Source organism: Roseomonas sp. TF40, from assembly GCF_057219975.1.
The window spans coordinates 1,362,522-1,386,009 of the sequence record NZ_JBXVVR010000001.1 but is presented as its reverse complement, the minus strand read 5'-3'; the positions used below and the strand labels follow the sequence as shown (position 1 = coordinate 1,386,009).

Genomic DNA, 23,488 nt, shown 5'->3' with positions numbered 1-23,488 from the left:
AGCGTCCGGTGGACATGCCGTTCCTGATGCCGATCGAGGACGTGTTCTCGATCTCGGGCCGCGGCACGGTGGTGACGGGTCGCGTGGAGCGCGGGATCATCAAGGTGGGCGAAGAGGTCGAGATCGTGGGCCTGAAGGACACGGTGAAGACGACGGTGACGGGCGTGGAGATGTTCCGCAAGCTGCTGGACAGCGGGCAGGCGGGCGACAACATCGGCGCGCTGCTGCGTGGCACGAAGCGCGAGGATGTGGAGCGCGGTCAGGTGCTGGCGAAGCCCGGCTCGATCACGCCGCACACGGGCTTCAAGGCGGAGGCGTACATCCTGACGAAGGAAGAGGGTGGTCGTCACACGCCGTTCTTCACGAACTACCGTCCGCAGTTCTACTTCCGCACGACGGATGTGACGGGGATCGTGAAGCTGCCTGAGGGCGTCGAGATGGTGATGCCGGGCGACAACGTGTCGATGGATGTGGAGCTGATCGCGCCGATCGCGATGGATGAGGGCCTGCGCTTCGCGATCCGCGAGGGCGGCCGCACCGTCGGCGCCGGCGTCGTCGCCAGCATCGTCAAGTAACGCCCGGCGCGAAGGGAAATAGGCGCAAGGCCATGGACAGTCAGAACATCCGTATCCGCCTCAAGGCGTTCGATCACCGCGTGCTCGATGGCAGCACGCGGGAGATCGTGAACACGGCCAAGCGGACGGGTGCGCGCGTGCGCGGGCCCATCCCGCTGCCGACGCAGATCGAGCGTTTCACCGTGAACCGCTCGCCGCATGTCGACAAGAAATCGCGTGAGCAGTTTGAGATCAGGACGCACCGCCGCCTGCTCGATATCGTCGATCCCACTCCGCAGACCGTGGACGCGCTGATGAAGCTCGACCTGGCCGCCGGTGTGGACGTCGAAATCAAGCTCTGAGCGGGCGCTAGAGGACGAAGATGATGTCCCCCACCCTGGCCAATCGTGGCCGTACAGGGCTTATCGCCCGCAAGCTGGGCATGACCCGGCTGTTCAACGAGGACGGCTCGACCGTGCCGGTGACCGTGCTGCACCTCGACGAGGTGCGCGTGATCGCCAACCGCACGGCCGAGAAGGATGGCTATGTCGCGGTGCAGGTCGGCATCGGCGTGGCCAAGCCGAAGAACGTCACCAAGCCCCAGAAGGGCCATTTCGCCAAGGCCGGCACGGAATCGCCCCGCAAGGTGGTCGAGTTCCGCGTCGCCGATGACGCGGTGGTGGCGCCGGGTTCCAAGCTCACGGGCGAGCATTTCGTGAAGGGCCAGAAGGTCGATGTCACGGGCGTGACCCAGGGCAAGGGCTTCGCGGGCGGCATGAAGCGCTGGAACTTCGCGGGCCTCGAGGCCTCGCACGGCGTGTCGATCAGCCATCGTTCGCTGGGTTCGACCGGTAACCGCCAGGATCCGGGCAAGACCTTCAAGAACAAGAAGATGGCTGGGCACATGGGTGTCGAGCGCGTGACGACGCAGAACCTCGAGATCGCCGGCCACGACGCCGAGCGCGGGCTGCTGCTGATCAAGGGCGCGATCCCGGGTCCGAAGGGTGGCTATGTGATGGTGCGCGACGCCGTGAAGCGCGCGCGCCCCGCCGATGCGCCCTTCCCCGCCGCGGTGCAGGGGTAATCGAAGATGGCGATCCAACTTCCCGTCATCACGCTGGACAATGCCGCGGCCGGTCAGATCGACCTGCCGGAGGCGCTGTTCGGCGCCGCTCCGCGCGCCGACATCATGGCCCGCGTGGTGCATTGGCAGCTCGCGAAGCGCCGTGCCGGCACGCACAAGGCCAAGGGCATGGGCGAGGTCTCCGGCACGACCAAGAAGCCCTACAACCAGAAGGGCACGGGTAATGCCCGCCAGGGCTCGCTGCGTTCGCCGCAGTTCCGCAAGGGCGGCGTGGTGCATGGGCCTGTCGTGCGCAGCCATGCCTACAGCCTGAACAAGAAGGTCCGTCGTCTCGGCCTGATCAGCGCGCTGTCCGCCAAGGTGGCGGCCGGCAAGCTGGTGGTGGTCGACACGGTGGCCGTGGGCGAGGAGGGCAAGACCTCCGCCATGGTGGCGCAGCTGAAGAAGCTGGGCTGGAACAGCGCGCTGGTGGTCGATGCGCAGGTGGATGCGGGCTTCGCGCGCGTCACCCGCAACATCCCGAAGATCAACGTGCTGCCGACCATGGGCGCCAACGTCTATGACATCCTGAACCACGACGTGCTCGCGCTGACCCGCGCCGGCGTCGAGGCTCTGGCTGCCCGCCTGAACGGCGCGGCGCAGGAGAGCGAGGCATGAGCGAGACAGCAGCGAAGCCGCGCGGCGCGACCCTTTCCGCCGAGCGCGTCTACCAGATCATCCTGTCGCCGGTGGTGACGGAGAAGGCCACGCGCCTGAACGAGACCAGCCAGGTCACGTTCAAGGTGACCCGCGATGCGACCAAGCCGGAGATCAAGGCGGCGGTCGAGAAGCTGTTCAACGTCAAGGTCGAGGCGGTGAACACCATCGTGATGAAGGGCAAGACCAAGCGGTTCCGCGGCCGCGAAGGCCAGCGTTCCGATTGGAAGAAGGCGATGGTGAAGCTGCAGGCCGGCCAGACCATCGACCTCACGACGGGGCTCGCGTGACACCATGGCACTGAAGAATTTCAACCCGGTTACGCCGTCGCTCCGCGGCACGGTGCTGGTCGACCGGTCCGAGCTCTGGAAGGGCAAGCCCGTCAAGGGTCTGACCGAGGGCAAGCCGCATTCCGGTGGCCGCAACAACCATGGCCGCACCACGGTGCGGTTCCGGGGCGGCGGACACAAGCAGTCCTATCGCCTGGTGGACTTCAAGCGCCGCAAGTTCGACGTGCCGGCGGTGGTCGAGCGCCTGGAATACGATCCGAACCGCACGGCCTGGATCGCGCTGCTGAAGTACCAGGATGGCGAGCTGTCTTACATCATCGCGCCGCAGCGCCTGAAGGCGGGCGACACGGTGGTGGCGGGCGAGCGCACGGACATCAAGCCGGGCAACGCCATGCCGCTGGCCAACATTCCGGTTGGCACGATCGTCCACTGCGTCGAGATCAAGCCCGGCGCGGGTGCCAAGGTGGCGCGTTCCGCCGGCACCTATTGCCAGCTGGTCGGCAAGGATGGCGGCTACGCGCAGGTCAAGCTGATGTCCGGCGAGCTCCGCCTGGTGCGCTCCGAGTGCATGGCCTCGATCGGTGCGGTGTCGAATCCCGACAACAGCAACCAGATGATCGGCAAGGCCGGCCGTATGCGCTGGATGGGCTTCCGGCCGCATAACCGCGGCGTGGTGATGAACCCCGTCGATCACCCGCATGGCGGTGGCGAGGGCCGGACCTCCGGCGGTCGTCACCCGGTCACCCCGTGGGGCAAGCCCACCAAGGGTGCCAAGACCCGCAACAACAAGAGCACGGACAGGCTTATTGTCCGTCGCCGCAACGCGACGAAGGGCTGATCGACAATGTCGCGCAGCGTCTGGAAGGGGCCGTTCGTGGACGGCTACCTGCTCAACAAGGCCGATGCCTCCCGCGCTTCGGGCCGCAACGAGATCATCAAGATCTGGTCGCGCCGCAGCACGATCCTGCCGCAGTTCGTGGGCCTCACCTTCGGGGTCTACAACGGCAAGAAGTTCATCCCGGTCCAGGTGAACGAGAACATGGTGGGCCACAAGTTCGGCGAATTCTCGCCGACGCGCACCTTCACCGGCCACTCGGCCGACAAGAAGGCGAAGCGGGGCTGATATGAGCAAGCCGAAGCACGAACGCGGTCTCGAGGAGACCGAGGCGCAGGCGATCACGAAGAATATTCGTGTGAGCCCGCGCAAGCTGAACCTGGTGGCGGGGCTGATCCGCGGCCGCACGGCGCAGGACGCCGTCGCGACGCTGACCTTCTCCAAGCGCCGGATAGCCATCACGGTGCGCAAGACGCTCGAGAGCGCGATCGCCAACGCCGAGAACAACCACTCGCTCGACGTCGACCGCCTGGTCGTGACCAAGGCCGAGGTCGGGCGCGCCGTGGTGATGAAGCGTTTCCACGCCCGCGGTCGTGGCCGGTCGTCGCGCATCGAGAAGTGGTTCAGCCACCTCAAGATCGTCGTGGCGGAACAGAGTGTGCAGGCGCCGGCGGCGCAGCAGGAGGCCGCGTAACATGGGCCATAAAGTCAATCCGATCGGGCTCCGGCTCGGCATCAACCGTACGTGGGACAGCCGCTGGTTCGCGGAAGACGACTACGCGAAGATGCTCCATGAGGACCTGAAGCTGCGCAAGGCGCTGCGTGAGCGCCTGAAGGGTGCTGGCGTGTCGCGCGTGGTGATCGAGCGTCCGGCGAAGAAGCCGCGCGTGACGATCCATGCCGCCCGCCCGGGCGTCGTGATCGGCAAGAAGGGTGCGGACATCGAGAACCTGCGCAAGGATCTCGCCAAGATGGCCGGCGCCGAGGTGTCGCTGAACATCGTTGAGATCCGCAAGCCGGAGATCGATAGCACGCTGGTCGCTGAGAGCATCGCGCAGCAGCTGGAGCGCCGCGTGGCCTTCCGCCGCGCGATGAAGCGCGCCGTGCAGTCCGCCATGCGCCTTGGCGCGGGCGGCATCCGCATCAATTGCGGCGGCCGCCTCGGCGGTGCCGAGATCGCGCGCATGGAGTGGTACCGTGAGGGGCGCGTGCCGCTGCACACGCTGCGCGCGGATATCGATTACGGGACCGCCACGGCCAAGACCACCTATGGCACCTGCGGCGTGAAGGTCTGGATCTTCAAGGGCGAGATCCTGGGTCACGACCCGATGGCGCAGGACAAGCGCGCCGCCGAACAGGCGCCGCAGCGCTGAGGATGATGTGAGATGCTGCAGCCGAAGCGGACTACTTATCGAAAGGCCCATAAGGGCCGCATCAAGGGCGTGGCGAAGGGCGGCTTCACGCTGACCTTCGGCGGGTTCGGCCTGAAGGCGCTGGAGCCCGAGCGGGTGACGGCGCGCCAGATCGAGGCCGCGCGCCGCGCCATCACGCGCGCCATGAAGCGCCAGGGTCGCGTCTGGATCCGGATCTTCCCGGATGTGCCCGTCTCGACCAAGCCCGCGGAAGTCCGCATGGGCTCGGGCAAGGGCGCGCCGGAGTTCTGGGTGTGCCGGGTGAAGCCTGGCCGCATCATGTTCGAGCTCGACGGCGTGTCGGGTGACATCGCGCGTGAGGCGCTGGAGCTCGGCGCCGCGAAGCTGCCGATCAAGACCAAGATCGTGACGCGCCTCGGCGCGACGCCGGCGGAGGCCTGATATGGCGCAGACGAAGATCGCGGACGTCCGGGTGAAGACCGCGGATGAGCTGCAGGAGATGCTGGTGAACCTTCGGAAGGAGCAGTTCAACCTGCGCTTCCAGCGGGCCACCGGGCAGCTCGAGGCGACGGGGCGCATCAAGCAGGTGCGGCGCGATATCGCCCGGGTGAAGACCATTGTGGCCGAGCGCACCCGCGCTGCGGCGAAGCAAGCGTAAGGGGGCCGGACGATGCCGAGGCGCGTCCTCACGGGCCGGGTGGTCAGCGACAAGACCGACAAGACGATCACCGTTCTTGTCGAGCGTCGCGTGATGCATCCGATCTACAAGAAGTTCATCCGGCAGTCGAAGAAGTATGCCGCGCATGACGAGACCAACCTCTGCAAGGAGGGTGACATGGTCTCGATCGAAGAGTGCCGTCCGATCAGCAAGCGCAAGTCGTGGCTGGTCGTGGCGCGCAATGGCGAGAGCGTGGCGCGTCCCGAGGGCTTCGACGCCCCGGTCGTGGCCGGCGCCGCGCCTGCCGCGGCCGCGGTCTGAGGCCAGGAGCGACAGATGATCCAGGTCGAAAGCAATCTCGACGTTGCCGACAATTCCGGTGCGCGTCGGGTCCAGTGCATCAAGGTGCTGGGCGGCTCCAAGCGCCGCACCGCCTCGGTGGGCGACGTGATCGTGGTCTCCGTGAAGGAGGCGATCCCGCGCGCCAAGGTGAAGAAGGGTGAGGTGCATCGCGCCGTCATCGTCCGCACCGCCTACCCGGTCCGTCGCATCGACGGCACGGCGATCCGCTTCGACGGCAATGCCGCGGTGCTGATCAACAAGCAGGGCGAGCCGATCGGCACGCGTATCTTCGGCCCGGTTGTGCGCGAGCTGCGGGGCAAGAAGTTCATGAAGATCATCTCGCTGGCGCCGGAGGTCCTGTAAGGCCATGGCTGCGAAGATCAAGAAGGGCGACAAGGTCCAGGTCCTGGCCGGTCGCGACAAGGGCAAGCGGGGCGAAGTCATTCGCATCGTGCCCGAGGAGAACCGCGCCTTCGTGCAGGGCGTGAACATGGTGAAGCGCCACACCAAGCCGCAGGGCATGGGCAAGCCGGGCGGGATCGTCGAGAAGGAGGGTCCGATCGATCTCTCCAACCTGGCGATGATCGATCCGGCCTCGGACAAGCCCACGCGGGTTGGCTTCAAGGTGCTTGAGGATGGCCGCAAGGTGCGCATCGCGCGTGCTTCCGGCGAGGTGATCGACCGATGAGCGATTCGAAGAAGGGCGGCAAGGCGACGGCGAAGAAGCCGGCCGCCGGTGCGCCGAAGGCGGGCGAGCAGCGTGGCTCGACCGTGGTGCTCTCCGCGGTGGCGAAGGCCGGCCCGGCCCAGGCCTCGCCGGCCGAGCTGCCGCGCATGCGCCGGCGCTATGAGGATGAGATCCGCAAGCAGCTCTCGGCCGAGTTCGGGTACAAGAACCCGATGGAAGTGCCGAAGCTCGAGAAGATCGTCATCAACATGGGCGTGGGTGAGGCCGCGGGCGACCAGAAGAAGCTCGATGCCGCCGTGGCGGACCTTATGGCGATCACCGGGCAGAAGCCGGTGAAGACCAAGGCGCGCAAGGCGATCGCGGGCTTCAAGATCCGCGAAGGCCAGGCGATCGGCTGCAAGGTGACGCTGCGCAAGGGCCGGATGTTCGAGTTCCTCGACCGTCTGGTGACCATCGCGCTCCCGCGGGTGCGCGACTTCCGCGGCATTCCCGGCAATCGTGGCTTCGACGGCCGTGGCAACTACGCCATGGGCCTGAAGGAGCAGATCGTGTTCCCCGAGATCAACTACGACAAGGTGGACACGGTGCGCGGCATGGACATCCAGTTCGTGACGACCGCGAAAACGGACAAGGAAGCGAAGGCCCTGCTGAAGGCCTTCGATCTCCCGTTCGCCAACTGATTTTGGAAAACCGTCGCGCGGCGCGCGGCAGGTTCCGGAGGATTTAGGACGGCATGGCCAAGACCTCGTCTGTCGAGAAGAACAAGCGTCGTGAGAAGCTGTCGAAGCTGCATCGCGGCAAGCGCGCTGCCCTCAAGGCGGTGGTGATGGATCGCGCGCTGCCGGTGGAGGAGCGCTTCGAGGCGACTCTGAAGCTCGCGCAGCTGCCGCGCAACGGCGCGGAGAACCGCGTCCGCCTGCGCTGCGAGCTCACCGGCCGCCCGCGCGGCAATTATCGCAAGTTCAAGCTTTGCCGGAACCAGCTCCGGGAGATGGCCAATTCCGGCCAGATCCCCGGCCTGGTCAAGGCGAGCTGGTAAGGAGGGCCGCGAATGTCGCTGTCCGATCCGTTGGGTGACATGCTCACCCGCATCCGCAACGCGCAGCGCGCCCGCCAGAGCCGCTGCGTGGCGCCGGCCTCCAAGCTGCGCGAGAGCGTGCTCGACGTGCTGAAGCGTGAGGGCTACATCCGCGCCTTCGCGACCGAGAGCGTGCGCCCGGGCGTGAAGGTCATCAGCATCGAGCTGAAGTATTCCGAGGGCGAGCCCGCCATCAAGGAGATCACGCGCGTCTCCAAGCCCGGCCGGCGCGTCTATTCGAAGATCGCGGAGCTGCCGAAGTTCTACTCCGGCCTCGGCATCTCGATCCTTTCCACGCCGAAGGGCGTGATGAGCGACAATGAGGCCCGCACCGCCAATGTTGGCGGTGAAGTCCTCTGCCGCGTGTTCTGACGGGAGGCTGAACAGATGTCTCGCGTTGGCAAATATCCGGTGTCGGTTCCGGCCGGTGTCCAGGTGGCGGTGGTGGATGGCATCCTCTCCGCCAAGGGCAAGAACGGCGAACTGAAGCTCGCGCTGACCGACGTGGTCGACGTGAAGATCGAAGGCTCCACGGTGGCGGTGGCACCGCGCGGGTCCGATCGTCGCGCGCGGACCATGTGGGGCACCACGCGCAGCCTGATCCAGAGCATGGTGACGGGTGTGTCCACCGGCTTCGCGAAGTCGATGGAGATCAACGGCACGGGTTATCGCGCGGCGGTGCAGGGCAAGGAGCTGGTGCTCGCGCTCGGCTACAGCCACGAGATCAAGTACGCGATCCCCGAGGGCATCAAGATCACCTGCGAGAAGCCGACCTCCATCAAGGTGGAGGGGGCGGACAAGCGCCAGGTGGGCCAGGTCGCCGCCGAGATCCGCGCCTATCGTGGGCCGGAGCCCTACAAGGGCAAGGGCGTGCGTTACAGCAACGAGGTCATCCTCCGGAAGGAGGGTAAGAAGAAGTAATGTCCGACAAGAAGCTCGCACTCACGGAGCGTCGCCGGAAGCGGCTGCGCTACCAGCTTCGGCAGAAGTCCGGCGGCCGCCCGCGGCTGTCCGTCTTCCGTTCGGGCAAGCACATCTACGCGCAGGTGATCGACGACAAGCAGGGCATCACGGTGGCCGCCGCTTCGTCGCTCGAGAAGCCGATGCGCGAGACGCTGAAGACTGGCGCCGACAAGGACGCCGCGACGGCGGTGGGCAAGCTGGTGGCCGAGCGTGCGCTCGCCGCCGGCATCGTCGAGGTGGTGTTCGATCGCGGGCCGTATATCTATCACGGCCGCGTCAAGGCGCTCGCGGAGGCTGCCCGTGAGGGCGGTCTCTCGTTCTGAGAGGATCGGGTATGGCACGGGAACCGAGGAGCGGCGGCGGCGGCGGCGAGGGTGGCGGCGAGAATGAGCGCCGTCGTGGCCGTGGCCGGGATCGCGGCAATGAGAACCGGCAGGAGCGGCAGGAAGGCGATGAGCTGAAGGACAAGCTCGTCACCATCAACCGCGTTGCCAAGGTGGTGAAGGGTGGCCGTCGCTTCAGCTTCGCCGCGCTGGTCGTCGTCGGCGACCAGAAGGGCCGTGTGGGCTGGGGTGCGGGCAAGGCGCGCGAAGTGCCGGAAGCCATCCGCAAGGCGACGGAGCGTGCCAAGCGTGGCATGATCCGCGTCCCGATGCGCGAAGGCCGCACGCTGCATCACGACCAGGTCGGCGAGTTCGGGGCGGGTCGCGTGATCCTGCGCGCCGCGCCGGCCGGTACCGGCATCATCGCCGGCGGTCCGATGCGCGCCGTGTTCGAGACGCTGGGCATGGGCGATGTCGTCGCAAAGTGCACCGGCACGACGAACCCGCACAACATGGTGAAGGCCACCTTCGCCGCGCTGGGCAAGTGCACCAGCCCGCGCGCGGTGGCGGCACGTCGCGGGAAGAAGGTCTCCGACCTGCTCGGCCCGCGCAAGGACGCGGCGGATCCGGCCGCGGAGGCTGCGAATGTCTGAGAAGAAGACGGTGAAGGTGGTCCAGACCGGATCGCCGATCGGCCGCAAGCCCGGGCAGCGTGAGACGCTGATCGGGCTCGGCCTCAACAAGATCCGCCGCGAGAGCGTGCTGGAGGATACGCCTGCCGTGCGTGGGATGATCCGCAAGGTCGCCCACCTGGTGAAGGTGGAGGGCTGAGTCCATGAAGCTCAATGAGATCAAGGACAACGAAGGCGCGCGCCCGAAGTTCAAGCGCATCGGGCGCGGCATCGGCTCCGGCAAGGGCAAGACCTCGGGTCGCGGCGTCAAGGGCCAGAAGGCGCGCACCGGCGTGTCGCTGAACGGCTTCGAGGGCGGCCAGCTCCCGATCTATCGCCGCCTGCCGAAGCGCGGCTTCGTGAACCCCTTCCGCAAGGTCTATGCGCCGCTGAACCTCGGCGCGCTCGAGGCGGCGATCGCCGATGGCCGCCTGCCGGGCGACCAGCCGATCGACGAGGCGATGCTGCAGGAAGCGGGCGTGGTGCGCTCCTCCCCGAAGTATGCGGGCGTGCGCCTGCTGGCCTCTGGCGAGATCACCCGCGCGGTGACGCTCACCGTCTCGGGCGCTTCGGCGGCTGCGGCGGCGGCGATCGCGGCGGCGGGCGGTACGCTCACGCTGCTGGTCGCACCGGTTGACGGCAACGGCGCCGAGGCCTGAGCCTCGGCCCCCAGCCTTGCACCCGGTGGGGGTGAGGCTCAATTTAGCACGGCTGCGTTGCGGCGCCCGTGGGTAGCAACCACGCTACCCCTTGGGGCGCCGCAATCGCGAGGAGGGTTCCCGCATGGCGTCCGCCGCCGAACAGCTTGCGTCCAACCTGAATTTCGGGGTGCTGGCCAAGGCGACCGAGCTGAAGAATCGGCTCTGGTTCACGCTGGGCGCGCTGATCGTCTACCGAATCGGCAGCTACGTGCCCGTCCCCGGCGTCGATGCCGCGGTGATGGCCGAGATCCTGCAGCAGATGGGCGGCGGGATCCTGGGCATGTTCGACATGTTCACGGGCGGTGCGCTGGGGCGGATGACCGTCTTCGCGCTCAACATCATGCCCTACATCTCGGCCAGCATCATCGTGCAGCTGATGACCGCTGCGATTCCCGCCTGGGAGGCCCTGAAGAAAGAGGGCGAGAGCGGGCGCAAGAAGCTGAACCAGTACACCCGTTACCTCACGCTCTTCATCGCGATCTTCCAGGCCTATGGCATCGCCATCGGGCTCGAATCGATGCGCGGCAGCGTGGGCGCCGCCGTGATCGATCCGGGCTGGTTCTTCCGCATCTCCTGCGTCATCACGCTGGTCGGCGGCACCATGTTCCTGATGTGGCTGGGCGAGCAGATCACCGCGCGCGGCGTGGGCAACGGCATCTCGCTGATCATCTTCGCGGGCATCGTGGCGAACCTGCCCAGTGCGCTCGCCAGCACGCTGGAGCTGGGCCGCACCGGCGCGCTCTCCACCGTCTTCATCATCGCCTTCCTGCTGGTGGCGGCGGCGGTGATCGTGTTCGTGGTGTTCATCGAGCGCGCGCAGCGCCGCATCCCGGTGCAGTATCCCAAGCGCCAGGTCGGCAACCGCATGTTCGGCGGCGAGAACACGCACCTGCCGCTGAAGCTGAACACCGCCGGCGTCATGCCGCCGATCTTCGCCTCCTCGCTGCTGCTGCTGCCGGCGACCTTCTCCGCCTTCCAGACGGATCGGGCCGCGGAGGGCTGGCTGACCACGGTCACCAACCTCCTGGCGCATGGCCAGCCGCTCTACATGGCGCTCTACCTGGCGCTGATCGTCTTCTTCGCCTTCTTCTACACCGCGGTCGTGTTCAACCCGCAGGAGACGGCGGACAATCTGCGCAAGTATGGCGGCTTCGTTCCCGGCATCCGCCCCGGCCAGCCGACGGCCGAGTATTTCGACCGGGTGCTGACGCGGCTGACGGCGCTGGGCGCCATCTATCTCGGCATCGTCTGCCTGTTGCCGGAATTGCTGATCGCGAATTACGGGGTGCCCTTCTATTTCGGCGGGACATCGCTGCTGATCATCGTCTCCGTGACGATGGACACGGTGGCGCAGGTCCAGTCGCATCTCTTTGCCCACCAGTATGAGGGCCTGATCAAGAAGGCGCGGCTGGGCGGGCGTGGCACGCAGCCGGGGGGACGTGGACGATGAGGCTGATTCTTCTGGGCCCGCCTGGCGCGGGCAAGGGCACCCAGGCCAAGCGGCTGGAAGAGCGCTATGGCATCGCGCAGATCTCGACCGGAGACATGCTGCGCGCCGAGGTGAAGTCCGGCTCGCCCATCGGGCGCGAGGCCAAGGCGATCATGGAGAGCGGTGGGCTGGTGCCGGACGCCATCATCACGGCCATGCTGGCTAATCGCGTGGCCCAGCCGGATGCGGCCAAGGGCTGGATCCTGGATGGCTTCCCGCGCACCGTGCCGCAGGCCGCGGCGCTGGACGCGATGCTGGTGGAGCGCGCCATGCCGCTCGACCATGTCATCGAGCTTGCCGTGGATGACGCCGCGCTCGTCGAGCGCATCGCCGGCCGCTTCACCTGCGGCAAGTGCGGCGAGGGCTACCACGACCATTTCAAGGCGCCCAAGGTCGCGGGCGTCTGCGATGCCTGCGGCGGCACCGACTTCGTGCGCCGGGCCGACGACAAGGCGGAGACGGTGGCGGCGCGGCTCGATGCCTATCACCGCCAGACCGCGCCGCTGCTGCCGCACTACGCGGCGCAGGGGAAGCTGAAGCAGGTGGACGGCATGGCCGAGATGGATGAGGTGACGCGCCAGATCGGCGCCATCCTCGGCCAGCCCGGCTGAACGCGCAGGGCAAGGGTTGACTCTGGGCAGCGGGGCGGTGTAACCCCCCGCGCTCGCGGTACGGGCCCTGGGCTCCGGCCGACCTTCGTGTTGACTGACCATGATTCGCGTCATGGGCGGGTTTTGAGTTCGCAACGCCGGTTCGCCGGCGGGTTTTTGGGTCCTCGGACCCGTTCTGGAGTGGGGGCGAAGGCCCCGACTTGTCTTGGATGGGGGCGAAGCCCCCAATGAGGAGAGAGGCACCGTGGCGCGCATCGCCGGCGTGAACATCCCTACGAACAAGCGGGTGCTCATCTCGCTCCGCTATATCTTTGGCATTGGCCCGAACAACGCGAAGGTCATCTGCACGCAGCTCGGCATCCCCGAGGAGCGCCGCGTGAACCAGCTGACGGATGAGGAGATCCTCCGCATCCGCGAGCTGATCGACCGTGAATACCGCGTCGAAGGCGATCTTCGCCGTGAAGAGGCGATGAACAAGAAGCGGCTGATGGACATGGCCTGCTACCGCGGCCTGCGTCACCGCAAGGGTCTGCCGGTCCGTGGCCAGCGCACGCACACCAACGCGCGTACCCGCAAGGGCAAGGCCGTGGCGATCGCCGGCAAGAAGAAGGTGACGAAGTAAGATGGCTCGCGAACCCCGTTCCGGTGGCGGTCAGCGCCCGCGCAAGAAGGAGAGGAAGAACATCTCCTCCGGCGTGGCGCATGTCCTGGCCTCCTTCAACAACACCGTGGTGACGATCACCGACGCGCAGGGCAATGCCATCGCCTGGTCGTCGGCCGGCACGCAGGGCTTCAAGGGCAGCCGCAAGAGCACGCCCTATGCCGCCCAGGTGGCCGCCGAGGACGCCGGCAAGAAGGCGCGCGAGCACGGCATGGAGACGCTGGAGATCGAGGTCTCCGGCCCCGGCTCGGGCCGCGAATCGGCGCTGCGGGCCCTGCAGGCCGTTGGCTTCTACGTCACCGCGATCCGCGACGTGACGCCCATCCCCCACAATGGCTGCCGTCCGCGCAAGCGCCGTCGCGTCTGAGCCGCACCCCGCAAGGGGTGCCGCTTTCTCGTGAGTGGCTGCATGACCGGGTTTGGGCAGGGGAATAGACCGTGATCGAAAAGAACTGGCGTTCGCTGATCGAGACGAAGAAGGACATCGAGCTCGGCGCCGACCCGACGCGCGTGGCGACCATCATCGCCGAACCGCTGGAGCGCGGTTTCGGCATGACGCTCGGCAATGCGCTGCGGCGGATCCTGCTCTCCTCCCTCCAGGGGGCGGCCGTCACGGCCATCCGCATCGACGGCGTGCTGCATGAATTCAGCAGCATCAACGGCGTGCGTGAGGATGTGACGGACATCGTCCTGAACGTGAAGCAGCTTGCCGTGCGCATGCAGGGCGATGGCCCGAAGCGCCTCGCGCTGGTCGCGACCGGCCCGGGCGAAGTCACCGCCGGCCAGATCCAGACCACGGGCGACATCGAGATCGCGAACCCCGATCTCGTCATCTGCTCGCTCGATGACGGCGCCCGCCTGTCGATGGAACTCACCGTCGACACCGGCAAGGGCTACGTCCCGGCCAGCGAGAACCGCCCCGAGGACGCGCCGATCGGCCTGATCCCCGTGGACGCCATCTTCTCCCCGGTGCGGCGCGTGGCCTACCAGGTTCAGCCGACCCGCGTCGGGCAGAAGACCGACTATGACAAGCTGGTGCTGACGGTCGAGACCGACGGCACGGTGACGCCCGAGGATGCCGTGGGCATCGCCGCGCGCATCCTGCAGGAGCAGCTGCAGCTCTTCATCAACTTCGAGGAGCCGCGCCAGCGTGTGGTGGAGGAGATCCGCGACGACCTCCCCTTCAACCGCAACCTGCTGCGCAAGGTGGACGAGCTCGAGCTCTCGGTTCGCTCGGCCAACTGCCTGAAGAACGACAACATCGTCTACATCGGCGACCTGGTGCAGAAGACCGAGCAGGAAATGCTGCGCACGCCGAATTTCGGCCGCAAGTCGCTGAACGAGATCAAGGAGGTTCTCGCCTCCATGGGCCTCGGCCTCGGCCTCACCGTCTCTGGCTGGCCGCCGGAAAACATCGAAGACCTCGCGAAGAAGCTCGAGGAGCCCTTCTAAGGGCTGCCCGGGATTAAGGAATAACGACGATGCGTCATGGCGTATCCGGGCGGAAGCTCGGCGTAACCTCCTCCCACCGCGCCGCCATGCTCCGCAGCATGGCGACCGCGCTGCTCAAGCATGAGCAGATCAGCACCACGCTGCCCAAGGCGAAGGAGCTGCGCCCCTATGTCGAGCGCATCATCACGCTCGGCAAGCGCGGCGGCCTGCATGCGCGCCGCCAGGCCTATGCGGTGATCCGCGACGAGCGCGTGGTGGACAAGCTCTTCACCACCATCGCGGACCGCTACAAGGGTCGCGCCGGTGGCTACACCCGCGTGCTGAAGGCGGGCATCCGCTTCGGCGACGCCGCCGACATGGCGGTGATCGAGCTGGTGGAGCGCGACGTGGCGGCCAAGGGCCTCGACAGCGGCCCGCGCCCCGAGACCACGCCGAGCGAGGCGGACGAGGCCTGAGGCCTCCTTCCTCTCACCGGGACTTCCCGAAGGGCGCCGCAGGGCGCCCTTCGTCGTTTCAGGCTTCTTCGTTTCAGGCTTCGTCGTTTCAGGGGCGTGAAGCCTTCAACTCCAGCCGCGTCAGCCAGAAGCCGGCGGCGATGATCACGGCGACGCCGGCCAGCATGGTCAGCGTCGGCACCTCGGCGAAGAAGATCCAGCCGAAGAGGATGCCCCAGAGGATCATCGCATATTGCCAGGGCACCACCACCGGCGCCGGGGCGAGGGCGAGGGAGCGCGTGACGGCGAGGTGCGAGACCACGCCCACCACACCCAGCGCCATCAGCAGCGCGCCATCCACCCAGGTCACCGGCACCCAGGTGAAGGGCGCCATGACCAGGCCGAACAGCAGCGCGCCGGCCATCTGGTAGGTGGCGAGGGTGATGGCGCTGGTGCCGCGCAGCGCGCGCGTGGCGAGCAGATAGGCCGAGTAGACGCACACCCCCACCACCGCGATCACGGTCGGCAGCCAGCCCGAATCCAGCGTGGCGCCCAGCGTCAGCAGCACGCCGCAGAAGCCCAGCAGCACGGCCGCGAAGCGCGTGCGGTCCAGCTTCTCGCGCAGGATCCAGGCAGAGGCGACGGCGACGAAGATCGGCGTCGCCATCCAGAAGGCCATGGTGTCGGCCAGTGGCATCATGCTGACCGCCCAGTAGAAGCAGGCGACCTCGATGGTGCCGGCGGCCACGCGCAGCACCTGCAGGCGCGGGCGCTTGGGGCGCAGCAGATGCTCCGCGCCCTCGCGCCGGATGAAGGGGGCGAGGATCAGCAGCGCGGCGATGGAGCGCAGCACCAGCACCTGCGAGACCGAGTAGGTGGCCATCAGCCACTTCCCCAGCACGTCGTTCAGCGCGAAGCCCAGCACCGCCGCGGACATCAGGAGGATGCCGCGGAGGTTATCGCGGGGCGTGGTCACTCCGCGCGGATGTTGGCGTCGCGTACCAGGGTCGCCATGGCGTCCCGGCCCTCGCGCACGAAGCGGGCGAAATCGGCCGGGTTGCTCGCCACCGGCACGCAGCCGATCTGCACCAGGCGCGCGCGGATGGTGGGTTCCGCGATGGCGGCGGCCAGCGCGTCGTAGAGCTGGGTCACCACCGCGGCGGGCGTCGCGGCGGGGCCGAAGAAGCCGGCCCATTCGTTGGAATCGAAGCCCGCATAGCCGCTCTCATGGATGGTCGGCACCTCCGGCCGGCTCTCCACCCGCGTCAGCGTGCCCACCGCGAGGAAGCGCGCGCGCCCGGCATCCGCGACCGGCCCGGCCGAGACGAGCGTGGTGAAGACCGCGTCGATCGCCCCGCTCGCGAGGTCCTGCGCCGCCGCCGCGCCGCCGCGATAGGGCACATGGATCACCTCGATCCCCGCGCGCCGGGCGAAGGCGACCAGGCCGAGATGCCCCGCCGTCGCATTGCCCTGGGTGCCGACCGTGATGGTCCCGGGCCGCGCCTTCGCCGCTGCCACGAACTCCGCCAGCGTGCGCGCCGGGAAGTCGTTCTTCACCGCCACCGCGGAGGGGAAGGTCACGACCAGCGAGATCGGCGTGAAGGCGGTGGCGTAGTCGAAGGGCAGGCCGCGCAGCAGCGCGGGGTTCACGATGTGGCTGGAGGCATCCCAGAGGAAGGTGTGGCCGTCCGTCGCGCGCGCCACCTCGCCCCCGCCCAGGCTGCCGCCCGCGCCGGTGCGGTTCTCCACCGCGAAGCCTTGGCCGAGCCGTTCGGCCATGCGGGGGGTGAGGATGCGCGCCGCGCTGTCCGCCGCGCCGCCGGCGGCGAAGGGGACGACCAGGCGGATGCTGCGATTGGGCCAGGCGGTCTGCGCCTGGGCGGCGAAGGGGAGCGCGAGGGCGCTGCCGAGCAGGGCGCGGCGGGGAAGGCTCATCGTCGTGTCTCCGGCGTTATGGCGGGCACATCGGGCGCGCGGCGCCGCCGGTCAACCCACCTCGATCCGCGCATCGCGCACCAGCTGCGCCATCAGCGCGCGCTGCGCCGCGACGTAGCGGGCGAAATCGGCCGGGTTGGAGCCGACCGGCAGGGCGCCGAGCGCATCGAGCCGCGCGCGCACCTGCGCATCGGCCAGCGCGTGCTGCGCCGCCTCATAGAGCCGCGTCGTGGCCGCCGCCGGCAGGCCGGCCGGTGCGTAGAGCCCGTTCCACTCGTTCAACTCGTAACCGGGGAAGCCCTGCTCCGCGATGGTCGGCACCTCGGGCAGGGAGGCGATGCGCGTGGCGGTGCTCACGCCCAGCGCGCGGATCCGCCCCTCACGCGCCAATTGCAGGGAGCTGGAGACGGTGCCGAAGACGAAGGTGATCGCCCCCCCCATCAGGTCCGCCAGCGCCGGCGTGCCGCCGCGATAGGGCACGTGCTGGATGTCGAGCCCGGCGCGGTTCAGGAACAGCGCGGCCGCCAGATGCGCCGCCGTCGCATTGCCCGAGGAGCCGTAGGAAAGCGTGCCCGGCCGTGCCTTCGCCCAGTCGACGAATTCCGGCAGCGTGCGCGCCGGCACGGAAGGGTGCACCACCAGGATCTGCGGCAGCACCACCACCTGGCTGATCGGCGTGAAGGCGGTGGCGTAGTCGAAGGGCAGGCCGCGCAGCAGCGCCGGGTTCACGGTGTGGGCCAGGGCGTCGATCATGATGCTGTGCCCATCCGGCGCACTGCGCGCCAGTTCCGCCGCGCCGATCGAGCCCCCCGCGCCGGCCCGGTTCTCCACCACGATCCCCTGGCCGAGGAAAGCGCCCATCGGCCCGGCCAGCAGGCGCGAGGTGGTGTCCACGCCCCCGCCGGGCGGGTAGGGGGCGATTAGGCGGACCGAGCGGCTTGGCGCCCATTGCGCCGCAGGCGCATGAGTCGAGGATTGGGCTTGCGCGGCGGTGGCGAGGCCCGCGCCCATCACCCCGAGGGCGGCGCGGCGGGTGAGGCGGGACATGGGCGATCCTCCGGCTTTGTTGCCCACACCATGCCGCAGCGCGCGGCTTCCCGCCAACCCGTCCGGGGGCCAAACTGCGCGCATGGCTCTCCCCGACCTCTTCGGCGCCCCGGACCCCGCAACCCCCGCCCCGCCGCGCGGCCCGCGCCCGCTGGCGGACCGGCTGCGGCCGAGGACGCTGGCGGAGGTGGTGGGGCAGGGGCAGCTGCTCGGCCCCGAGGGCGCGCTGAGCCGGATGCTGGCGCGCGGCAGCCTGTCCTCGATCATCCTCTGGGGGCCGCCCGGCGTGGGCAAGACCACCATTGCGCGGCTGCTGGCCGAGCAGGCGGGGCTGGCCTTCGTGCCGCTCTCGGCGGTGTTCTCGGGCGTGGCCGACCTCAAGCGCGCCTTCGACGAGGCCCGCGCGCGGCGCTCCAACGGGCGCGGCACGCTGCTCTTCGTGGATGAGATCCACCGCTTCAACCGCGCCCAGCAGGACGGGTTTCTGTCGGTGGTCGAGGACGGCACGGTGACGCTGGTGGGGGCGACCACCGAGAACCCGAGCTTCGCGCTGAACGCCGCCGTGCTCTCGCGCTGCCAGGTGCTGGTGTTGAAGCGGCTTGACGATTCCGCGCTGGAAGGCCTGCTGATGCGCGCCGAGGCGGAGGAGGACCGCGCCCTGCCGCTCACGCCCGAGGCCCGCGCCGCGCTGGTCGGCATGGCCGATGGCGATGGCCGCTATCTGCTCAACCTGGTCGAGCAACTCCTGGCCCTGCCGCCGGGCGGGGCGGCGCTCGACCCCGCCGCGCTCAGCGCCTTGTTGGCGAGGCGCGCCGCGCTCTACGACAAGGACCGGGAAGAGCACTACAACCTGATCTCCGCGCTGCACAAATCGCTGCGCGGCAGTGATCCCGACGCGGCGCTCTACTGGTTCGCGCGCATGCTCGCGGGCGGCGAGGATCCGCGCTTCATCGCGCGCCGGCTTGTGCGCTTCGCCTCAGAGGATGTCGGCATGGCCGATCCCCGCGCGCTGCAGATCGCCCTGGCCGGCTGGGAGACCTATGAGCGGCTGGGCTCGCCCGAAGGTGAACTGGCCCTGGCGCAGGTGGTGGTGCATCTCGGCACGGCGCCGAAATCCAACGCGCTCTACACCGCTTTCAAGGCCGCGATGCGCGCCGCGAAGGAGACCGGCAGCCTGATGCCGCCCGCCAACATCCTCAACGCGCCGACGAAGCTGATGCAGGAGCTCGGCTATGGCGCGGGCTATGAATACGACCACGATGCCGAGGCCGGCTTCTCCGGCGCCGATTACTGGCCCGAGGGCATGAAGCGCCAGCGCTTCTACAGCCCCACCGATCGCGGGGCCGAGGCGGCGGTGGCGGAACGTCTGCGATACTGGGAGCAACTGCGCCGGCAGAAGGCGCGGCGATGAGCGGCGTGGTCTATGTGGCACTCGGCGGCGCGGCGGGGTCGGTGCTGCGCTACCTCGTCGCGCTGGCGATCCCGGCGGTGGGGTTTCCCTGGCCGACGCTGGTGGTGAACGTGCTTGGCTCGGCCGCCATCGGCGTGGCGGCGGGGCTCGGGCTGCAGGGGGAGGGGCGGCTGCTGCTCGTCACCGGCTTCCTCGGCGGCTTCACCACCTTCTCCGCTTTCAGCCTGGAAAGTGCGACGCTGGCCGAGCGGTCGCTGCCGCTGGCGGCCCTTTATGTGCTGGCCTCGGTGGGGTTGGGCCTCGCGGCCTTCGCGCTCGCCTTCTGGATTTCGCGCCGCTGAGCCGTTTCGTGCTACAGGCGCGCGCATGACACTCCAGACGAAACAGGTCGCCGCCGATGAGGGCGACACGCGGCTCGACCGTTGGCTCAAGCGCCACATTCCGAGCCTGACCCAGGGCGCGCTGCAGAAGATGCTGCGCACCGGGCAGATCCGCGTCGATGGCAAGCGGGCGGAGGCGAATACGCGCCTTGCCCCTGGCCAGCAGGTCCGCATCCCGCCCATCACGCCCAACCCCGCCGCGCTGCGCCCGCCCACGCCCAAGCCGATCGATGAGCGCGACGCCCGCGCCCTGCAGAAGCTGGTCATCCACAAGGACCGCGAGGTGCTGGTCATCGACAAGCCGCATGGCCTGCCGGTGCAGGGCGGGCCGAATATCGGCAAGCACCTGGACGGTATGCTCGAGGCGCTGCAATTCGACGCCGCCGAGCGCCCGCGCCTGGTGCACCGGCTCGACAAGGACACCTCCGGCGTCCTGGTGCTGGCGCGCACCGCCGCGGCCGCCGCGCATCTCGCGAAATCCTTTCGCGGGCGGGATGTCGAGAAGACCTATTGGGCCGTGGTGGTGGGCGAACCCACGCCGCCGGCCGGGCGCATCGACCTGCCGCTGGTGAAGCAGGGTGGCCCGCGCGGCGAGCGCACCACCGCCGCCGAGCCGGGCGATGCCGAAGGCACCAAGGCGATCACCGATTTCTCCACGCTGGACGCCGTGCGCCGGCGCGTGGCGTGGCTCGAGATGAAGCCGCTGACGGGCCGCACGCACCAGCTGCGCGTCCATGCGGCAGAGGCACTGGGCTGCCCGATCCTGGGCGATGGCAAATATGGCGGCCAGGCCGCGCATCTCGAGGATTTGCCCAACCTCTTGCACCTGCATGCCCGCGCGCTGCGCCTGCCGCACCCGGCCGGCGGCTGGCTGGAAGTGGCCGCCGCGCCGCCGCCGCACATGAAGGAGACCTTCGCCTATTTCGGCTTCGAGGCCCCGCGTACGCCCAAGGCGCGGCGCGTGGCATGAAGCGTGGCCTCGCCAGGGGTCTGATGTGGGGGCTGGGCCTGCTGCTCGGCCTGCCGGCCCTGGCGATTGCCGCCTTTCTTGTTCTCTTCGACGCCGATGCGCTGCGCCCGCGCCTGATCGCGGAGGTCGAGCGCGCCACGGGCCGGGCCTTCGCGGTGCGCGAGATGGGCCTCGCGCTGTCGCTGCGCCCCGCGCTGGAATTGCGCGGCGTGACGCTGGCCAATATCCCGGGCGGCAGCCGGCCCGAAATGCTGCGCGCCGAGCGCGTGGCGGTGCAGGTGGCGATCCTGCCGCTGCTCTCCCGGCGCCTCGAGATCCTGCGGCTCGAGGTCGCGGCGCCGGACCTGCTGCTGGAATCCGATGCCGAGGGGCGGGGCAATTGGCTCTTCGCCCGCCCCGCCCTTCCGGCCGGTCCCGCGGGTCCTGCCGGCACGCCGCGCGAGCCCCTGGCCATCGCCCTCGATTCCCTCGCCGTCACCGGCGGGCGCATCGCCTGGCGCAGCGGGCCGGCCACCGAGATCCTGGAGATCGAGACGCTCGAGGCCAGCGCGCCTTTGGCCGGGCCCACGCGCCTTGCCGCGCGCGCCCGGCTGCGTGGCGAGGCCTTCACCCTGGAAGCCGAGACCGGCCCCCTGGCGGCGCTCGGCGGCGCGGCGCCCTGGCCTGTCGCGGCGCAGCTTGGCGTGGCGGGGCTGCGGGCGCGGCTCGGCTTCGAACTGGCCGAGGCGCCGAGGGCGCTGAGCCTCACCCTGGCGCCGGCGGATCTCGGCGCCTGGCAGCCGGGGCTGCGCCTCGCGGCGCTGGAGGCGCGCGCGCCCAGCCTCTCGGCGCCGCTGCGGCTCAGCGCCGAGGCCAGCCTCGAGGCCCTGCCGCTGCGGCTGGAGGGCGAGGTCGCGAGCCTCGCCGCCCTGGCGCGCCCGGATCGCCCGGCGCTGCCCTTCGACCTGCGTCTTCGCCTCGCCGATACCGAGGCGCGGCTGCGCGGCACGGCCGAGCCGGCGTCGCACGCGGTCACGCTCGCGGCGGCGCAGCTTGCCGGGCCGGGGCTGGAGGCCAGCGGCGCGCTGCGCCTCGCCTGGGCGCCGCGGCCGGCCCTGCGCGGGCGGCTGGCGGTGGCGCGGCTCGACCTCGATGCGCTGCGCCCGGCCGACCGCCCGGCACGGCCGCCCGCCGCCGCGCCCTCCGCCCCTGCGCCGGCCGCGCCGGCCCCGGCGCGGATGATCCCGAGCCTGCCCATCCCCTTCGCGGCGCTGCGCGCGGCGGATGCCGATCTGGATCTGCGGATCGCCGCCCTGACCCTGCAGGGGGGCACGACGCGCGACATCGCGACGCGCCTCGTGATCGAGACCGGCCAGGCACGGCTCGATCCCTTCATCGCCATCACCCCGGCGGGCGAGTTGGCGCTGCTGGTCGAGGCCGATGCCACGGCCGCGCCGCCCCGCCTGCGGGTGGTCGCGCGCGCCCCGGCGCTCGATGTGGCGATGCTCGCGCAGGCGCTGGGCGCCGAGCCCTGGCTGCTCGGCGCGATGCAGCTCGACGCCGATCTGCGCGGTGCGGGCAGCAATACCCGCGCCTGGGCGGGCAGCCTTGCCGGCCATCTCGGCCTCGCCTTGGTCGATGGCGCGCTGTCGCGCGAGGCGGTGCGGCGCATCCCGCCCGCGGCGCTCGAGGCTCTGGCCCCGGGCGGCCTGCCGCCGGGGGACATCCCGGTGCGCTGCTTCGCGCTGCGCGCCCCGGCCGAGGGCGGCGTGCTGCGCCTGGCGAGCTTCCACCTCGACGGCGCGCTCGGCACGCTGGGCGGTGGCGGCACGGTGGATCTGGGGCAGGAGAGCCTGGCCCTGCGCCTGATGGCGGATCTGCGCGCCGGGCGGATCGCGGTGCGCGCGCCGGTGAACATCGTCGGCCCCTGGCGGGCGCCGCGGGTGGGGGTGGATCCGGCCGGGGCGGTCGCGGCGGGGCTCGGCGCCCTGCTGTCGCGCCAGCGCACGCCCGACCGCATGTTGCAGGGCCTGGCCGACGCCCTGGGCGGCGGGCGCGGCGGGGGCGAGTGCGAGGCCGCGCTGGCGGCGGCGCGCGGGGGTGTCGTGGGGCCGCTGCCGCGCTAAATCCAATGGGTTCTCATCGGGGAGGGGTGTGATGGATCTCGGCCGGGTTCTGGGCGCCTTGCTGGGCGGCGCGGCGCAGCCGCCGCGGCGACGCCGGCGCAGCCAGCCCTCGCTGCTGGGCAGCCGCAGCGGGCAGGCGCAGCTGGGTCGCGCCATCGGCGCCATCGCCGGCGTGGCGATCGAGGCCATGATGCGCGGCAGCCAGGGCCAGAGTGCGCCTCAACCCGCCCCCCTGCCGGCGCCACGGCGCGACAATTCGCCCTGGAACGTGCCCCCACCCAGCCAGGCGCCCGCCCCGGCGCGCCGGGTGCCGCAGGCCGGCGCCTCGCCCTGGTCCGTGCCGAGCCCCGCGCCCGAGCCCGTGCCGGCCGAGTCCCAAGGCGAGGCCGAGGATGCCGAGGGGCTGCTGCTGATCCGCGCCATGGTCGCCGCCGCCCGTGCCGATGGCGCGCTGGACGCCGCCGAGCGCCGCGCCATCGCCGGGCAACTCGACACCGCCGGACTGAGCGCCGAGGAACGCGACTTCGTGCTGGCCGATTTCGACCGGCCGATGACGGTCGAGGCCTTGGCGCGGGAGGCCAGTGACCCGATGCTCAAGGCGCGGCTCTACGCCGCCGCGGTGGCCGGGGCCGGGGCCATCAGCGCGGGGGAACGCGCCTGGCTCGATTCGCTGGCCAGGGCGCTGCGGCTCGACAAGGCGGCGGCCGCCGCCATCGAGGAACGTTTGGGGGAGTGAC

At 69.7% G+C, this 23,488-nt stretch carries 36 protein-coding genes; 33 read left to right on the top strand and 3 right to left on the bottom strand.

Translation table 11 applies throughout. From position 1 onward, the window contains the following. From AC2D9U_RS06080 to rplQ, 28 genes are all read left to right on the top strand, one after another. A partial coding sequence (locus AC2D9U_RS06080) for an EF-Tu C-terminal domain-related protein (protein WP_484747294.1) occupies nucleotides 1-575 on the top strand: 575 nt, incomplete at its 5' end. Between the two features lie 32 nt (nucleotides 576-607). Further along, nucleotides 608-916: a 30S ribosomal protein S10 gene (rpsJ, locus tag AC2D9U_RS06075; protein ID WP_159998182.1), complete on the top strand. Its 309-nt coding sequence runs from the start codon at nucleotides 608-610 to the stop codon at nucleotides 914-916. A 23-nt stretch (nucleotides 917-939) separates the two neighbouring features. After that, the gene (rplC, locus tag AC2D9U_RS06070) at nucleotides 940-1,638 is read left to right on the top strand and encodes a 50S ribosomal protein L3 (protein ID WP_484747293.1); all 699 of its coding nucleotides are present in this window, start codon (nucleotides 940-942) and stop codon (nucleotides 1,636-1,638) included. 12 nt (nucleotides 1,639-1,650) lie between these two features. Further along, nucleotides 1,651-2,295: a 50S ribosomal protein L4 gene (gene rplD / locus AC2D9U_RS06065; RefSeq protein ID WP_484747342.1), complete on the top strand. Its 645-nt coding sequence runs from the start codon at nucleotides 1,651-1,653 to the stop codon at nucleotides 2,293-2,295. Then, nucleotides 2,292-2,624, top strand: a complete 333-nt coding sequence (locus AC2D9U_RS06060) for a 50S ribosomal protein L23 (RefSeq protein WP_484747291.1) — start codon at nucleotides 2,292-2,294, stop codon at nucleotides 2,622-2,624. The genes rplD and AC2D9U_RS06060 overlap by 4 nt, the downstream gene beginning before the upstream one ends. Before the next feature lie 4 nt (nucleotides 2,625-2,628). Beyond that, entirely contained in the window at nucleotides 2,629-3,462 is an 834-nt protein-coding gene (rplB, locus tag AC2D9U_RS06055; protein ID WP_484747290.1) for a 50S ribosomal protein L2, read from the top strand. A 6-nt stretch (nucleotides 3,463-3,468) separates the two neighbouring features. Beyond that, a complete protein-coding gene (rpsS, locus tag AC2D9U_RS06050; protein WP_481999183.1) occupies nucleotides 3,469-3,747 on the top strand; it encodes a 30S ribosomal protein S19 in 279 nt (92 codons plus the stop codon). A 1-nt stretch (nucleotide 3,748) separates the two neighbouring features. Continuing rightward, nucleotides 3,749-4,153, top strand: a complete 405-nt coding sequence (gene rplV / locus AC2D9U_RS06045) for a 50S ribosomal protein L22 (RefSeq protein WP_484747288.1) — start codon at nucleotides 3,749-3,751, stop codon at nucleotides 4,151-4,153. A 1-nt stretch (nucleotide 4,154) separates the two neighbouring features. Further along, nucleotides 4,155-4,832 (top strand): 30S ribosomal protein S3, encoded by a 678-nt coding sequence (gene rpsC, locus AC2D9U_RS06040; protein ID WP_484747286.1) that lies wholly within the window; start codon nucleotides 4,155-4,157, stop codon nucleotides 4,830-4,832. Between the two features lie 12 nt (nucleotides 4,833-4,844). Further along, nucleotides 4,845-5,273: a 50S ribosomal protein L16 gene (gene rplP, locus AC2D9U_RS06035; protein ID WP_481999181.1), complete on the top strand. Its 429-nt coding sequence runs from the start codon at nucleotides 4,845-4,847 to the stop codon at nucleotides 5,271-5,273. Between the two features lies 1 nt (nucleotide 5,274). Further along, nucleotides 5,275-5,490, top strand: coding sequence for a 50S ribosomal protein L29 (rpmC, locus tag AC2D9U_RS06030; protein ID WP_484747284.1), 216 nt, complete (start codon nucleotides 5,275-5,277; stop codon nucleotides 5,488-5,490). A gap of 12 nt (nucleotides 5,491-5,502) precedes the next feature. Beyond that, the gene (gene rpsQ, locus AC2D9U_RS06025; protein WP_484747282.1) at nucleotides 5,503-5,811 is read left to right on the top strand and encodes a 30S ribosomal protein S17; all 309 of its coding nucleotides are present in this window, start codon (nucleotides 5,503-5,505) and stop codon (nucleotides 5,809-5,811) included. A gap of 15 nt (nucleotides 5,812-5,826) precedes the next feature. Next, a complete protein-coding gene (gene rplN, locus AC2D9U_RS06020) occupies nucleotides 5,827-6,195 on the top strand; it encodes a 50S ribosomal protein L14 (RefSeq protein ID WP_484747281.1) in 369 nt (122 codons plus the stop codon). A gap of 4 nt (nucleotides 6,196-6,199) precedes the next feature. Further along, nucleotides 6,200-6,520, top strand: a complete 321-nt coding sequence (gene rplX / locus AC2D9U_RS06015) for a 50S ribosomal protein L24 (protein WP_484747279.1) — start codon at nucleotides 6,200-6,202, stop codon at nucleotides 6,518-6,520. Between the two features lie 146 nt (nucleotides 6,521-6,666). Then, complete coding sequence (rplE, locus tag AC2D9U_RS06010; RefSeq protein WP_481999189.1) at nucleotides 6,667-7,200, top strand: 50S ribosomal protein L5; 534 nt, start codon at nucleotides 6,667-6,669, stop codon at nucleotides 7,198-7,200. 53 nt (nucleotides 7,201-7,253) lie between these two features. Further along, on the top strand, nucleotides 7,254-7,559 hold the full coding sequence (gene rpsN, locus AC2D9U_RS06005; RefSeq protein WP_484747278.1) for a 30S ribosomal protein S14: 306 nt from the start codon (nucleotides 7,254-7,256) through the stop codon (nucleotides 7,557-7,559). Nucleotides 7,560-7,571: 12 nt separating this feature from the next. Next, entirely contained in the window at nucleotides 7,572-7,970 is a 399-nt protein-coding gene (gene rpsH, locus AC2D9U_RS06000; RefSeq protein ID WP_484747276.1) for a 30S ribosomal protein S8, read from the top strand. Between the two features lie 15 nt (nucleotides 7,971-7,985). After that, nucleotides 7,986-8,519, top strand: a complete 534-nt coding sequence (gene rplF / locus AC2D9U_RS05995; protein ID WP_484747275.1) for a 50S ribosomal protein L6 — start codon at nucleotides 7,986-7,988, stop codon at nucleotides 8,517-8,519. Beyond that, on the top strand, nucleotides 8,519-8,884 hold the full coding sequence (rplR, locus tag AC2D9U_RS05990) for a 50S ribosomal protein L18 (protein ID WP_484747274.1): 366 nt from the start codon (nucleotides 8,519-8,521) through the stop codon (nucleotides 8,882-8,884). The genes rplF and rplR overlap by 1 nt, the downstream gene beginning before the upstream one ends. A gap of 11 nt (nucleotides 8,885-8,895) precedes the next feature. Then, nucleotides 8,896-9,537 carry a 30S ribosomal protein S5 gene (gene rpsE, locus AC2D9U_RS05985; protein ID WP_484747272.1) on the top strand — a complete coding sequence of 214 codons (642 nt, stop codon included), beginning with the start codon at nucleotides 8,896-8,898 and terminating at the stop codon, nucleotides 9,535-9,537. Beyond that, nucleotides 9,530-9,715 (top strand): 50S ribosomal protein L30, encoded by a 186-nt coding sequence (rpmD, locus tag AC2D9U_RS05980; RefSeq protein WP_484747271.1) that lies wholly within the window; start codon nucleotides 9,530-9,532, stop codon nucleotides 9,713-9,715. Before rpsE ends, rpmD begins: the two co-directional genes overlap by 8 nt. Nucleotides 9,716-9,719: 4 nt before the next feature. Next, nucleotides 9,720-10,214 carry a 50S ribosomal protein L15 gene (gene rplO / locus AC2D9U_RS05975; RefSeq protein WP_484747270.1) on the top strand — a complete coding sequence of 165 codons (495 nt, stop codon included), beginning with the start codon at nucleotides 9,720-9,722 and terminating at the stop codon, nucleotides 10,212-10,214. A 124-nt stretch (nucleotides 10,215-10,338) separates the two neighbouring features. Next, nucleotides 10,339-11,706 carry a preprotein translocase subunit SecY gene (gene secY / locus AC2D9U_RS05970; RefSeq protein WP_484747268.1) on the top strand — a complete coding sequence of 456 codons (1,368 nt, stop codon included), beginning with the start codon at nucleotides 10,339-10,341 and terminating at the stop codon, nucleotides 11,704-11,706. Continuing rightward, nucleotides 11,703-12,356 carry an adenylate kinase gene (locus tag AC2D9U_RS05965; protein WP_484747267.1) on the top strand — a complete coding sequence of 218 codons (654 nt, stop codon included), beginning with the start codon at nucleotides 11,703-11,705 and terminating at the stop codon, nucleotides 12,354-12,356. Before secY ends, AC2D9U_RS05965 begins: the two co-directional genes overlap by 4 nt. Before the next feature lie 244 nt (nucleotides 12,357-12,600). Next, nucleotides 12,601-12,978, top strand: coding sequence for a 30S ribosomal protein S13 (rpsM, locus tag AC2D9U_RS05960; RefSeq protein WP_481999167.1), 378 nt, complete (start codon nucleotides 12,601-12,603; stop codon nucleotides 12,976-12,978). A gap of 1 nt (nucleotide 12,979) precedes the next feature. Next, the gene (rpsK, locus tag AC2D9U_RS05955; protein WP_484747266.1) at nucleotides 12,980-13,384 is read left to right on the top strand and encodes a 30S ribosomal protein S11; all 405 of its coding nucleotides are present in this window, start codon (nucleotides 12,980-12,982) and stop codon (nucleotides 13,382-13,384) included. Between the two features lie 71 nt (nucleotides 13,385-13,455). Continuing rightward, nucleotides 13,456-14,469, top strand: coding sequence for a DNA-directed RNA polymerase subunit alpha (locus AC2D9U_RS05950; RefSeq protein WP_484747264.1), 1,014 nt, complete (start codon nucleotides 13,456-13,458; stop codon nucleotides 14,467-14,469). Nucleotides 14,470-14,498: 29 nt separating this feature from the next. Continuing rightward, complete coding sequence (gene rplQ / locus AC2D9U_RS05945) at nucleotides 14,499-14,924, top strand: 50S ribosomal protein L17 (RefSeq protein ID WP_484747262.1); 426 nt, start codon at nucleotides 14,499-14,501, stop codon at nucleotides 14,922-14,924. An 88-nt stretch (nucleotides 14,925-15,012) separates the two neighbouring features. On the opposite strand, the gene AC2D9U_RS05940 is transcribed toward rplQ, so the two are convergent. Genes AC2D9U_RS05940 through AC2D9U_RS05930 form a run of 3 tightly spaced genes read right to left on the bottom strand, consistent with a single transcriptional unit; the run spans nucleotide 15,013 to nucleotide 17,885 of the window. Then, nucleotides 15,013-15,879 carry a DMT family transporter gene (locus tag AC2D9U_RS05940; protein ID WP_484747261.1) on the bottom strand — a complete coding sequence of 289 codons (867 nt, stop codon included), beginning with the start codon at nucleotides 15,877-15,879 and terminating at the stop codon, nucleotides 15,013-15,015. Beyond that, entirely contained in the window at nucleotides 15,876-16,838 is a 963-nt protein-coding gene (locus AC2D9U_RS05935; RefSeq protein ID WP_484747259.1) for a Bug family tripartite tricarboxylate transporter substrate binding protein, read from the bottom strand. Before AC2D9U_RS05935 ends, AC2D9U_RS05940 begins: the two co-directional genes overlap by 4 nt. Nucleotides 16,839-16,889: 51 nt before the next feature. Beyond that, complete coding sequence (locus AC2D9U_RS05930) at nucleotides 16,890-17,885, bottom strand: Bug family tripartite tricarboxylate transporter substrate binding protein (protein WP_484747257.1); 996 nt, start codon at nucleotides 17,883-17,885, stop codon at nucleotides 16,890-16,892. A gap of 82 nt (nucleotides 17,886-17,967) precedes the next feature. On the opposite strand from AC2D9U_RS05930, the gene AC2D9U_RS05925 reads away from it, so the two are divergent. Genes AC2D9U_RS05925 through AC2D9U_RS05905 form a run of 5 tightly spaced genes read left to right on the top strand, consistent with a single transcriptional unit; the run spans nucleotide 17,968 to nucleotide 23,487 of the window. Next, nucleotides 17,968-19,296, top strand: coding sequence for a replication-associated recombination protein A (locus AC2D9U_RS05925; RefSeq protein ID WP_484747256.1), 1,329 nt, complete (start codon nucleotides 17,968-17,970; stop codon nucleotides 19,294-19,296). Continuing rightward, complete coding sequence (locus tag AC2D9U_RS05920; protein WP_484747254.1) at nucleotides 19,293-19,637, top strand: fluoride efflux transporter FluC; 345 nt, start codon at nucleotides 19,293-19,295, stop codon at nucleotides 19,635-19,637. The genes AC2D9U_RS05925 and AC2D9U_RS05920 overlap by 4 nt, the downstream gene beginning before the upstream one ends. A gap of 25 nt (nucleotides 19,638-19,662) precedes the next feature. Further along, nucleotides 19,663-20,646, top strand: coding sequence for an RluA family pseudouridine synthase (locus AC2D9U_RS05915; protein ID WP_484747252.1), 984 nt, complete (start codon nucleotides 19,663-19,665; stop codon nucleotides 20,644-20,646). Beyond that, the gene (locus AC2D9U_RS05910; RefSeq protein WP_484747250.1) at nucleotides 20,643-22,751 is read left to right on the top strand and encodes an AsmA family protein; all 2,109 of its coding nucleotides are present in this window, start codon (nucleotides 20,643-20,645) and stop codon (nucleotides 22,749-22,751) included. Before AC2D9U_RS05915 ends, AC2D9U_RS05910 begins: the two co-directional genes overlap by 4 nt. A gap of 31 nt (nucleotides 22,752-22,782) precedes the next feature. Continuing rightward, a complete protein-coding gene (locus AC2D9U_RS05905) occupies nucleotides 22,783-23,487 on the top strand; it encodes a DUF533 domain-containing protein (RefSeq protein WP_484747248.1) in 705 nt (234 codons plus the stop codon). Nucleotide 23,488 lies beyond the last annotated feature (1 nt).